This window comes from uncultured Capnocytophaga sp. (assembly GCF_938029845.1).
GTDB lineage: Bacteria > Bacteroidota > Bacteroidia > Flavobacteriales > Flavobacteriaceae > Capnocytophaga.
The window spans coordinates 1-10,366 of sequence record NZ_CALHGG010000129.1 but is presented as its reverse complement, the minus strand read 5'-3'; the positions used below and the strand labels follow the sequence as shown (position 1 = coordinate 10,366).

Here is a 10,366-nt window from a genome sequence, read left to right as displayed (position 1 = left end):
ATAAAGAGGGGAAATTAGAAAAGACTATCAATTATGACGAGGTTTCTAAGTTTACTTTCGAGCAGGTAGAGGATTTTTGTCTGTCAAAAGGAATGAAACTGCGTAGAGGCTATAATAGTAGAGGTGGAGTCTATAAAGGAGCAGGTGCACTTATTGAAAGAGTATATCGACCTGGAGCTAGCTATAATTGCTGGGAAATATTTTATTGGGGAGAAACACACCTTGATTGGTACCGTTTAGACTTACAAACAGGAGAAGTGCTTTCTTATAATAAATTTGATGGTTTTGAGCGTTAATTATAAATCATTTAGAATTCATATAAAAGACTACACTATGGATATCATCACCAATACCGTAGAACTCAGTTGCAATCAAGGTACTACCCAAAGCAAACTTACTATAATAAGTTAGGATTTTGTAACCATTGAGGACAAGCCTATCGCTACTGAAGGAAACAAACAAATGTATGAAAGAATTTTTCACTTTTCATTCAAAACAAGTATCTCGTTTTCTCCCTCTACTTTGGGATAGCGGTCTATATGGAATTGGTCGGAGAAGAACTCAATGAAGTTTTTGTTTCTTTGTACCTCGACTTTGGTTTTGACGATGGTATTGAATAGAATCACCCCTTTTTTGTTCAGAATTTTCTTTAACTGAGAGAAAAAGGCAGGTGCAAAAAGGAAAGCAGGCATCTGATCATCTTGGAATATATCTACTATGACCAAATCATACTTTATGGGAGAGGTTTTTATATAGTCTTGGGCATCAGTGAGGAATATGTGAAGGTTCTTTATCTTATCCAAATTGAAGTATTGTCGCCCTATTTCTATTACATCTTTATCAATATCTACCCCATGTATTTGCCCACGGAATTTGACTTCTTCCACTAAGGTCTCCACTACACTGCCTGCGGCTAAGCCCAATACGAGTATGTTTTTTTGTTTTTGAATCCGCTCAAAGCCGATCTTCTGTAAGCCAAAACGCAGGATACGTTGTAGGCTTCCGAAAGAATAATCGGTGTTGGGGGTGTTCAGCAGTCGCTTGCCACTGAGTAGGGTTACCGAAAGGGGACCACTTACCGTGGAGGATTTCCTAAGTAGGGTAATGGGGAATATATAGCTTAGAATACGCTTTAGCATGATCTTAAGGAATATCCAAGTATTTGTGCATTTGTAGGGAGATTTTCCACTGGGGGTGCTCCATGACATAATCCACCATAAGAGGAATCATCTTCTCACGGCGACTCCATTCAGGTTGTAGATAGCGAATACAGTTGGTATGAGTCAGGGCGGACATCTCTTCGGCGAAGAGTAAGTCATGATGATTGTAGATGACCATCTTCAGCTCATTGGCTACTTGGTGAATAGGAGGCAGTGGGCGTTTATTTTTCTTAGGAGAGAGACATATCCAATCCCACTCACCGGAGAGCGGGTGAGCTCCTGAAGTCTCTATATGGGTACGTGCCCCTTGGCTTCTGAGTAGCTGGGTAAGAGGTTGTAGGTTATACATCAGTGGTTCGCCTCCTGTGATGATGATTGTTTTGGAGTGGGCGAGTGCCTGTTCGGCGATTTGCTCAATAGGGACAAGTGGGTGTGCTGTGGCATCCCAACTTTCCTTGACATCGCACCAGTGGCAGCCCACATCGCAGCCTGCTAAGCGAATGAAATATGCTGCTGTACCTTTGTGATATCCTTCTCCCTGTATGGTGTAGAAGGCTTCCATAAGGGGAAGAACTTTTCCGTCCATAAGTTAACTGAAGAATGAAAAGTGAATAGTGAACAACACTCCTAGTTATTCACTATTCACCTTTCAGTGACTACTGATTGTCTTGGATTTTTTTTGTATAATCAAGGGAGACTGCTGAGCGCTCGAATTTGAGTTTGCCAGAAAGCGTTTCTATCACGATAGAAGTATCGTTGAGTTCAGCGATTCTTCCGTGTAGGCCACTCTTCATGATGACTTTGTCTCCTTTCTTGAGAGCATTATAGAATTTCTTTTCTTGTTTTTGTCTCCTCATAGAAGGGAAAATCATAAAAACAAACATAATCACGAACATGATTATGATAAAAAGGAAGTTTCCGCCTCCTGCTTGAGGAGCTGCTTGTAGTACTATATTCATAAGTTTGCGTTATTATTCTTTTACAAAGGCCTTTATGGTAAGAAGTTCTGTGCCTTGTTCGGTGTTGGTGGTAAGGGTTACTGTTTTGGAAATAGCATCTTTTCCAGAGCCATTATATACCACTTTGATAGCACCACTTTCCCCTGGAGCGATAGCTTCTTTTGGATATTCAGGGACTGTACAGCCACAGCTACTAGTAGCATTGGTAATTACCAAAGGTACCTTACCTGTATTCTTGAACTTGAAGGAGGTTTGTACCTCTACATTTTGCTTAATTTCTCCAAAGTCATGAGTGGTTTCCTCAAATTTTATTTGAGGGAACTGTGTAGCTTGTTCTGCTAATTTCTCAGCAGCTTCTAAGTTACTTTGTTTGATTTTGTTAGCCGCATCAGTACCATTGTTGCTGCAAGCGGCAAGGAGTGCTACTCCTGCAAGTAAAAATATTCTTTTCATGATTTTTAGTTTTTAGCTTTTAGTTGTCAGTCGTCAGTGATTAGTTTTTAGTGATTAGTCACTATAAAAGTCCTCTTCCAATTTTCTTTAGGGTACCCTCTTGCTTGAAGTCTTTAGAAAGGGTATCGAGGATTCCATTGATAAACACACTACTCTTCGGAGTTGAGTACTCTTTGGCAATCTCCACGTATTCGTTCAGGGTAACCTTTACAGGAATACTAGGGAACTTGAGTAGTTCGGTAATACCCATTTTGATAAGGATAGCATCCAACTCAGCTATACGTTCGGCATCCCATTGGGGGGTCTTTTCTACTAGATATTGCTGGAACTTCTCATCATTGAGCACTGCTTTCTTGAGTAGGTCTATGCCAAACTCCTTGTCGGCTATGTCCTTGAACAAGGGAGGAATAAGTTCGTTTTCTTTCTCTTTTTGGAGACCTTTGAGAAGTTTTACAATGAGGGTATTAACCAGCGGAAAGTCATCTGTCCAAGTAATTTCGCTGTCCGAAAGGAAATCAAAAAGTTCCTCATTGGGGGCGATTACCTCCATGTATAGGTCGGCTAGGAGTTGCCTATCGTTCTCAAAACTTCGGGTGCGCCCCTTAGCTAGCTGATAGACTTCACTTTCTAAGATTTTGTTATATAGTATGTTGATATACTCATCATGAGCTTTCCAAGAGAGACGTTCCTTCTCGATAGCCTCACTGAGAGCCTCATCACGTATGATAAGCTGTAAGGCCTCATTCTCCAAGAACAAAGTGTGTGAGATATTCTCATCACGGATGAACTTCTTTTTATAGACAGCTTCCATCTGTTGGGAGCGTTTTTCCAAGGCAGCCCACAGCCCCATAAGGACTATGTACAAGCTGTGCGTATTGTCCATGCTTGCGACAAGGAAGTTTTCCCCTCTTTGCAGATTATAATTTTCCTCTTGGTGTAGTGCATAAATAGCTTGCATTACCTTTACACGAATGTGCCTACGAGTGAGCATAAAGAACTTTTAGTTAATTGCAAAAATTTGTCGGCAAAAGTACATATTTATTTTTATATAACCCCTATGTTTTCAAAATTTATTTTTGTAACTTAGGTACACAACTCCTTTTGGGCGACATGGTAAGCACATGTGTCCATTTTTGAGAAAAAGAGAAAGGGACAAAGTTTTATCTTTGTCCCTTTGTTCTATTAGTTTATAGCCTTGATAATGGTGATAAAGTCATCAGCTACCAGAGCAGCTCCTCCTATGAGTCCCCCATCTACATCGGGGTTAGCGAAGAGTGATGCAGCATTCTTAGCGTTGCAGCTACCTCCGTAGAGAATGGTAAGGTCGTCAGCTACATTTTTTCCGTATTTGTCAGCGACAGTCTTGCGGATAAAGGCATGTATCTCTTGAGCTTGTTCAGGAGTAGCGGTTTCTCCTGTACCGATAGCCCATACAGGTTCATAGGCAAGTACGATGTGTTTCCAAGCCTCTTGAGGCAAGTGGAAGAGGGCATTTTGTATTTGGGATTTTACTACCTCAAAGTGCTTAGCAGCCTTTCGCTCAGCGAGTTTCTCCCCTATACAGAAGATGATGCGCAGCCCATGGGCGAGTGCAGTATCTACTTTTTTGGCGAGGCTCTCATCGGTTTCGTTGAAGTACTCTCTTCGTTCGGAGTGTCCTAAGATAGTTGTTTTCACCCCGATAGACTCTAGCATGGAGGCAGAAACTTCACCAGTGAAGGCGCCTTTCTCAGCAAAGTGCATATTCTGAGCCGCTACAATGATAGGGCTGCCTTTGGTTTTTTCTACTGCTAAGGCAAGATTTACAAAAGAGGGAGCAATGACTACCTCTGCTTGTGTTTGTGGTAGTTTTTCGAGCAGTTCGGCAATAAGTTGTGCGGACTGGGTCGCATCATTATTCATTTTCCAGTTACCTGCAATTACTTTTTTTCTCATAAGTATATGATTTGAGTTACTTAGTTGTCAGTGGTTAGATTCAGCAAGCAAAAATACGAAATTAAATCCGAAAACAAAAGGCTTTTTTGCTTTATTTTGCTTATTACTTCACTTCGTGCATGAGCTTTTTAAGGACAGGGTTGTATAGCATGACCAAGATGCCCGCACCTGTGGCAATACTCGCGAAGATAAGGAAGAAAGTACTTAGCCCATATTCCTTAGTAATAGACACTACTTGCCCGCCTAAGGTAGCTGCTACTTTCTGTGCTATGGCAATTCCTAAGTACCAAGTACCGAACATGAAAGCCAGCATTCGGTGAGGAACGAGCTTGGAGACGTAGGAAAGTCCCACAGGAGAGATAAAGAGTTCGCCTATGGTATGGAAAAAATAGATGAGTATGATATAGGCCATGGAAATCTTCATATCCTCGCTTAATCCTTTGGCACCAAACCACACTACCAAATAACCAAAGGCGACGAAGAATAATCCAAAGCCATACTTGAAGGCTACTGAAGGGTTGTATTTGGACGACCATATCTTGGAAACGGAGGAGGCTAAAGTGATGACAAAGAAAGCATTAAGTACTGAGAACCAAGATACTGCAATCTCGGAAGTATTCTTGAGGAACTCACTCCTGATGGCATAGATAGCTACCCCCCAGATGAGCAGAAAGCAGACAAAGAGTACTATATTGGTCAGTGGAATGAGCTTCCAAGTAACCATCGCCAAACGAATCAAAACAAAGGAGATAATCAGCAGAGGAATCAGCATCAGTAGGGCATTGATGATATTAAACACCAACAGCCCCTCACCGCTAAGACTCCTATCTACATAATCACGGGCAACGATAATCAGTGATGAAGGGGCTTGCTCGAAGGTAATAAAGAAGAAAATGATAAAGAATGCCAAACTCATCACGGCAAACATACGGTTGCGGACGATCCTATCGTAACGCAGAATACGCGATACTAATAAATAGACAAATAACAATAGGGCTATAAGTGCCACAAGGTTTTGCCCACGCATAAGGGACGTATCCACCCACGCAAATAGGTCGTAGATATGGTTCTTGGACAAGGGGTCATTGAAGGCATAGAGTAGTCCCAGTGTGGATACTAGAACAATCAATATATTATCAACCAAGGTGAAAGGGTTGCGCTTGTCTGTATCGGTTGACTGCTCGTGGTGTGTCTCCTTTTTGAGCATACCCAAATCCCCCATAAGCGGCTTGGCAAAGACAAACTGTAGCGTACCCAAGGCCATGAAGATACCTGCTAGCCCAAAGCCCCAGCTCCAGCCCTTGGTAGCTGCCAAGTAACCACAGAGCATCATACCTAAGAAGGCGCCTGCATTGACCCCCATATAGAAAATAGTATAGGCACTATCCTTCTTATCGGGGTGGTCCTTGAACATCTCTCCAAGGATAGAAGGCACATTGGGCTTGAACAGTCCGACCCCAACTACCAAGCAGGTAAGCCCTACAAAGAACATAGTGGTGGAATGTAAGAATAAGCATAACTGCCCTATGGTCATGATGATAGAACCTATGATGACTGCACGCCGTGTGCCTAAGTATTTGTCGGCTATGATTCCTCCTAAGACAGGGGTGAGGTACAAGAGCATCGCATAAGTACCATAGAGGGCGGTGGCTTGCTCGGAAGTCCAGCCCCAGCCCCCCTTAGGATCTCCTAAGAGAATTTCAGCGGTGAGGAATTGTACCAAAAGAACGCGCATTCCATAGAAAGAAAAGCGCTCCCACATCTCGGTAAAGAAGAGAAAGAAAAGCCCCGAAGGCTGTCCTAATACCTTGATGTCAAAGTAGTGTTTTTTTTCGTGAGTCATGTGTTAATTAGTTAATTAGCAAATTAGTCAATTAGCTGATGAGACAATTAGTCAATTAGCTGATGAGTCAATGAGACAATTAGTTGATGAGTTAATTAGCAAATTAGCACATTGACAAATTGGCAAATCGACACATCGGCAAATTGAAAAAACGGTTCAAAAATAGCATATTTTTCTGAATAGACCTAATTTGTTTGCGAAATTTTTTATTTTCTTTTTTAAAATCGTATTTTTGCGCCTATGTTTAGTACACTATAATGAAAACCTATTTTACCCTCTTTAGCTTGTTGCTAAGTATTACCATATATGGACAAGGACACTTGGACAAGCAACAGACACAGGATACACTTTCCTTACTCTTTGTAGGAGATGTGATGGGACACACCCCCCAGATTCATTCGGCTTATGACAAGCAAACAGGTCACTATAACTACAAGCCTGTCTTTGCTAAAGTAGCCCCAATCTTTAAGCAACATGATTTTGTGGTGGCAAACTTGGAGGTTACCCTCGCAGGAAAACCCTTTACAGGCTACCCAACCTTCTCCTCTCCTAAGGAGTTGGCAGCCGATTGTCTCCACAGTGGTATCAATGTCATGGTAACGGCGAACAATCATTCCTGTGACCGTGGGAAGGTGGGGATTACCAGTACCCTATACCAATTGGATTCCTTAGGAATAAAGCATACAGGTACTTTCCATGATCTTATAGATAGAGTCATGCGTAACTTACTCATCTTGGAAAAGAACAACTTACGCGTAGGGGTGCTTAACTATACCTACGGTACTAATGGCTTGCCTATCCCGAATCCGACCCAAGTGAATCGCTTGGATACGCTGCAAATAAAGCGAGATATCCTCAGTGCGCAAAGCCGAAAACTTGACAAGCTTATTGCCGTAGTGCATTGGGGAATAGAGTACGCCACTACTCCCAATGAGGGGCAGAAACGCATGGCCGACTTCCTCTTTCGCAATGGCGTAGATTATATCATCGGCGGACACCCTCATGTGTTGCAACCTATGGAGCTTAGGGGGCGTGCGGCTGAAAGCCAACAATTTGTTATCTATTCCTTGGGTAACTTCATCTCCAACCAACGCAAACGCCATACTGATGGAGGGCTTATGCTCAAGCTAACCCTTGTCAAGGGAGCTAATAAGCAAACCCGCTTAATCACTCCTGAATATTACCTTACTTGGGTGCATTTGTATGATAAAGATGGCAAAAAGCATTATGAAATACTCCCTTGTGCCGAGACAGAACAACAAGGCTATCCTGAGATGACTCCTCAAGCGATAAAACAAATGAAAATATTTGTAGAAGATACTCGCAAACTCTTTAAAAAACACAACAAAGGAACTATTATAGAGAAAAAATGACACAAATCAACTGTAAAGGGGAGTTAATATCCTTTGATACCCCGAAGGTAATGGGGATACTCAATATTACTCCCGATTCTTTCTACTCGCAGAGTCGCACCACTCCTACGGAAGTACTTTGTAAGGCTGAACAGATGCTCCAAGAGGGAGCCACTTTTCTAGATATTGGTGGTTATAGCTCTCGTTCCAATGCACAAGAGGTGTCAGAGGAGGAAGAACTACAACGTGTAGTGCTCGTAGTGGAAGCCTTGGTAAAGCACTTTCCTGAAATTCGCATATCAGTAGATACTTTTCGTGCTGAAGTCGCACGGCAGAGCCTTGAGGCAGGCGCTTGTATCATCAATGATATTTCAGCAGGACAGATAGATCCTACTATTTGGGAGGTAGCCGCTCACTATCAAGTTCCCTATATCGCTATGCACATGCGAGGCACCCCACAGACTATGCAGACCTATACCGAGTATGATAAGCTCACTAAGGATATATTATACTATTTCTCCGAGGTAAAGGATAAGGCAAGACAACTAAAAATCAACGACCTAATTGTAGATCCTGGATTTGGTTTTTCCAAGACCCTCGCCCAGAACTATGAGCTGATGCAACAGCTCGCCCTCTTCAAGGCTCTGGAGTGTCCTATCTTGGTGGGTATCTCCCGAAAGTCCATGATATATAAGCTCTTGGACACTACCGCAGAGGATGCCCTCAATGGTACAACCGTACTGAATACCTTTGCCTTGCTCCATGGGGCGGATATTCTCCGTGTTCATGATGTAAAAGAAGCTATGGAATGTGTAAGGATTGTGGGGGAGCTAAAGAAAAAATGAAAATAGGCGGCACCTGCGGTGCCGCCTATTTTCATTGTTGTTCAGACATTTTACCATGAATCTCCCTTGCTGTCCTTGTAACTCAACTTATAGGGGAGTTACAAGAAACGAACTGGGATAACTAACATAATTTAATAAAGATGAGATGAATACATTTCCTATTTGTCAATAGCGCCAAGTACTCTCTGCATAAAAGTATTCAGAGCTTCTTTCTGGGGGGTACCTGCTTTGATCAGTTTTTGTACCTCCAAGGCGCCATACATATTGGAGAGAAGCTCTCCTATAATATCCAATTCTTCGTCCTTGAGGGAGGAGAGCTCGGTAAGGTTCTCTAACACCTCTATCGTCTCTACTACATAATCCTCATCATTAGCTTCAATGAACTGGGTAATATGCTTAATTATTGGTAACTTCATCGATTAATTCATTTAATACCTCTTGCTTATTGGTCTGTACGTCCTTTAGGAGTTCACCATCTACAAAAGCAGCGAAGGTAGGTAAGTTAGTTACATTGGCAAGCTTACGAGATTCAGGGAATTGCTCTGCATCGGCGATGACAAAGGTAAGATCCTCTCTCTCTGAAGCTAGTTTTTTGAATTTGGGTTTCATGATACGGCAATTTCCGCACCAAGAAGCAGAGAATTGTACAACCACTTTCTTGTTGGCTTGTATGAGTTCTGCTAAATTATCGCTGGTAAGTTCTACTAACATAAGTCAAGATTAATGATTAAGGTTTGCGTTTTATTATAAAGACAGTGATACACTGTGATTAGTGTTTAGCTAAGTAATCAGCGGTACTTTTTCTATCGGCATGCATAGCTTCTTTACCTTCTTCCCAGTTAGCAGGGCATACTTCTCCGTATTTTTGTACGTGAGTGTAGGCATCGATAAGGCGAAGATATTCTTTTACATTGCGTCCAAGAGGCATGTCGTTTACACTTTCGTGGAATACTTTTCCGTTTTCATCGATAAGGAAAGTAGCACGGAAAGTTACATTGGAACCTTCGATAAGGTAGTTTTCCAACTCTTCGTTATATACATGATCTGCTTCCAAGATACCTAAAGCATTGGAAAGGTTACGAGTTGTATCGGCTAAGATAGGATAGCTGACACCTTCTATACCTCCTTGATCTTTAGGGGTATTAAGCCAAGCGAAGTGAACCTCGCAGGTATCTACTGAAGCTCCTATGATGATAGTGTTGCGTTTTTCGAATTCTTTCTTAAGTTCTTCGAAAGCGTGTAGTTCGGTAGGACATACGAAAGTAAAGTCCTTTGGATACCAGAAAAGAACTACTTTTTTGTTTTTCTTGGTAGCCTCTTCTAAAATATTGATACGGAGGTTGTCGCCCATTTCTGACATGGCGTCAACAGTAATGTTTGGGAATTTTTTTCCTACTAAAGACATGATTATGATTATTTAAATGTTATAGAATATCTTTGTTTTACGCTGCAAAAGTATAAATAAAATCTATCAGAAGAGGCGGAGTTCTATTGTTTTTTTCTATAGTGTTATAGTGGGAAGTGGTTAGTGGTTAGTGGTCAGGCACATGGCTTTTCACTTTTCACTATTCGATTTTCACTAAAAAAACGTATCTTTGCGCTTTCTTTTTAAAACAATCAAAATTATGACAAGGAAAATTGGATTTGCCTTAGTGGCATTTTTGGCCTTTGCTACGGCTCAGGCACAGGACAAATTTAAGTGTATGGTACAGATGGCCAACTATACTGGCGAGGGTGCCTATATGGTAGTATCGCTCATAGACTCAGAGGACAAATACGTCAAGACGCTCTATGTCTTTGGTGATAATGGCAAGTACTA

At 41.8% G+C, this 10,366-nt stretch carries 14 protein-coding genes; 4 read left to right on the top strand and 10 right to left on the bottom strand.

Features of this window, described 5'->3' with window-relative positions; translation table 11 throughout:
- A partial coding sequence (locus Q0625_RS09270; protein ID WP_298826223.1) for a hypothetical protein occupies window positions 1–296 on the top strand: 296 nt, incomplete at its 5' end.
- Between the two features lie 183 nt (window positions 297–479).
- Here Q0625_RS09270 and Q0625_RS09265 read toward each other — a convergent pair.
- The 7 genes from Q0625_RS09265 to Q0625_RS09235 form a co-directional block, all read right to left on the bottom strand.
- Window positions 480–1,139: a fused MFS/spermidine synthase gene (locus Q0625_RS09265; protein WP_298826220.1), complete on the bottom strand. Its 660-nt coding sequence runs from the start codon at window positions 1,137–1,139 to the stop codon at window positions 480–482.
- Window positions 1,140–1,143: 4 nt separating this feature from the next.
- Window positions 1,144–1,746 (bottom strand): 7-carboxy-7-deazaguanine synthase QueE, encoded by a 603-nt coding sequence (locus Q0625_RS09260; RefSeq protein ID WP_298826218.1) that lies wholly within the window; start codon window positions 1,744–1,746, stop codon window positions 1,144–1,146.
- A gap of 70 nt (window positions 1,747–1,816) precedes the next feature.
- Window positions 1,817–2,119, bottom strand: a complete 303-nt coding sequence (yajC, locus tag Q0625_RS09255) for a preprotein translocase subunit YajC (RefSeq protein ID WP_298826216.1) — start codon at window positions 2,117–2,119, stop codon at window positions 1,817–1,819.
- Window positions 2,120–2,131: 12 nt separating this feature from the next.
- Entirely contained in the window at window positions 2,132–2,572 is a 441-nt protein-coding gene (locus tag Q0625_RS09250) for a DUF1573 domain-containing protein (protein WP_298826214.1), read from the bottom strand.
- Between the two features lie 61 nt (window positions 2,573–2,633).
- Window positions 2,634–3,563, bottom strand: a complete 930-nt coding sequence (locus Q0625_RS09245) for a transcription antitermination protein NusB (RefSeq protein ID WP_298826213.1) — start codon at window positions 3,561–3,563, stop codon at window positions 2,634–2,636.
- A 191-nt stretch (window positions 3,564–3,754) separates the two neighbouring features.
- Window positions 3,755–4,507, bottom strand: coding sequence for a triose-phosphate isomerase (gene tpiA, locus Q0625_RS09240; protein ID WP_298826210.1), 753 nt, complete (start codon window positions 4,505–4,507; stop codon window positions 3,755–3,757).
- 103 nt (window positions 4,508–4,610) lie between these two features.
- Window positions 4,611–6,350 carry a peptide MFS transporter gene (locus Q0625_RS09235; protein WP_298826209.1) on the bottom strand — a complete coding sequence of 580 codons (1,740 nt, stop codon included), beginning with the start codon at window positions 6,348–6,350 and terminating at the stop codon, window positions 4,611–4,613.
- A gap of 257 nt (window positions 6,351–6,607) precedes the next feature.
- Here Q0625_RS09235 and Q0625_RS09230 point away from each other — a divergent pair, with 257 nt between their 5' ends.
- A complete protein-coding gene (locus Q0625_RS09230) occupies window positions 6,608–7,723 on the top strand; it encodes a CapA family protein (protein WP_298826207.1) in 1,116 nt (371 codons plus the stop codon).
- Window positions 7,720–8,547 (top strand): dihydropteroate synthase, encoded by an 828-nt coding sequence (gene folP / locus Q0625_RS09225; RefSeq protein ID WP_298826205.1) that lies wholly within the window; start codon window positions 7,720–7,722, stop codon window positions 8,545–8,547. The genes Q0625_RS09230 and folP overlap by 4 nt, the downstream gene beginning before the upstream one ends.
- 158 nt (window positions 8,548–8,705) lie before the next feature.
- On the opposite strand, the gene Q0625_RS09220 is transcribed toward folP, so the two are convergent.
- The 3 genes from Q0625_RS09220 to Q0625_RS09210 are packed head-to-tail and all read right to left on the bottom strand — an operon-like array spanning window position 8,706 to window position 9,952.
- Window positions 8,706–8,963, bottom strand: coding sequence for a hypothetical protein (locus Q0625_RS09220; RefSeq protein WP_298826203.1), 258 nt, complete (start codon window positions 8,961–8,963; stop codon window positions 8,706–8,708).
- The gene (locus Q0625_RS09215) at window positions 8,944–9,258 is read right to left on the bottom strand and encodes a thioredoxin family protein (protein ID WP_298826201.1); all 315 of its coding nucleotides are present in this window, start codon (window positions 9,256–9,258) and stop codon (window positions 8,944–8,946) included. The genes Q0625_RS09220 and Q0625_RS09215 overlap by 20 nt, the downstream gene beginning before the upstream one ends.
- A gap of 58 nt (window positions 9,259–9,316) precedes the next feature.
- Window positions 9,317–9,952: a peroxiredoxin gene (locus Q0625_RS09210; RefSeq protein ID WP_298826199.1), complete on the bottom strand. Its 636-nt coding sequence runs from the start codon at window positions 9,950–9,952 to the stop codon at window positions 9,317–9,319.
- 220 nt (window positions 9,953–10,172) lie between these two features.
- Between Q0625_RS09210 and Q0625_RS09205 the strand changes: the two genes are divergently transcribed.
- Window positions 10,173–10,366 (top strand): DUF2271 domain-containing protein (locus Q0625_RS09205; protein ID WP_298826197.1); only part of this gene is annotated, 194 nt, incomplete at its 3' end.

Bases quoted from the DNA above. Each gene is read 5' to 3' on its own strand.
- Q0625_RS09260 (WP_298826218.1), bottom strand. From the start codon at position 1,746: ATGGACGGAAAAGTTCTTCCCCTTATGGAAGCCTTCTACACCATACAG.
- Q0625_RS09250 (WP_298826214.1), bottom strand. From the start codon at position 2,572: ATGAAAAGAATATTTTTACTTGCAGGAGTAGCACTCCTTGCCGCTTGC.
- yajC (WP_298826216.1), bottom strand. From the start codon at position 2,119: ATGAATATAGTACTACAAGCAGCTCCTCAAGCAGGAGGCGGAAACTTC.
- tpiA (WP_298826210.1), bottom strand. From the start codon at position 4,507: ATGAGAAAAAAAGTAATTGCAGGTAACTGGAAAATGAATAATGATGCG.
- Q0625_RS09230 (WP_298826207.1), top strand. From the start codon at position 6,608: ATGAAAACCTATTTTACCCTCTTTAGCTTGTTGCTAAGTATTACCATA.
- Q0625_RS09265 (WP_298826220.1), bottom strand. From the start codon at position 1,139: ATGCTAAAGCGTATTCTAAGCTATATATTCCCCATTACCCTACTTAGG.
- Q0625_RS09245 (WP_298826213.1), bottom strand. From the start codon at position 3,563: ATGCTCACTCGTAGGCACATTCGTGTAAAGGTAATGCAAGCTATTTAT.
- Q0625_RS09235 (WP_298826209.1), bottom strand. From the start codon at position 6,350: ATGACTCACGAAAAAAAACACTACTTTGACATCAAGGTATTAGGACAG.
- Q0625_RS09210 (WP_298826199.1), bottom strand. From the start codon at position 9,952: ATGTCTTTAGTAGGAAAAAAATTCCCAAACATTACTGTTGACGCCATG.
- folP (WP_298826205.1), top strand. From the start codon at position 7,720: ATGACACAAATCAACTGTAAAGGGGAGTTAATATCCTTTGATACCCCG.
- Q0625_RS09220 (WP_298826203.1), bottom strand. From the start codon at position 8,963: ATGAAGTTACCAATAATTAAGCATATTACCCAGTTCATTGAAGCTAAT.
- Q0625_RS09215 (WP_298826201.1), bottom strand. From the start codon at position 9,258: ATGTTAGTAGAACTTACCAGCGATAATTTAGCAGAACTCATACAAGCC.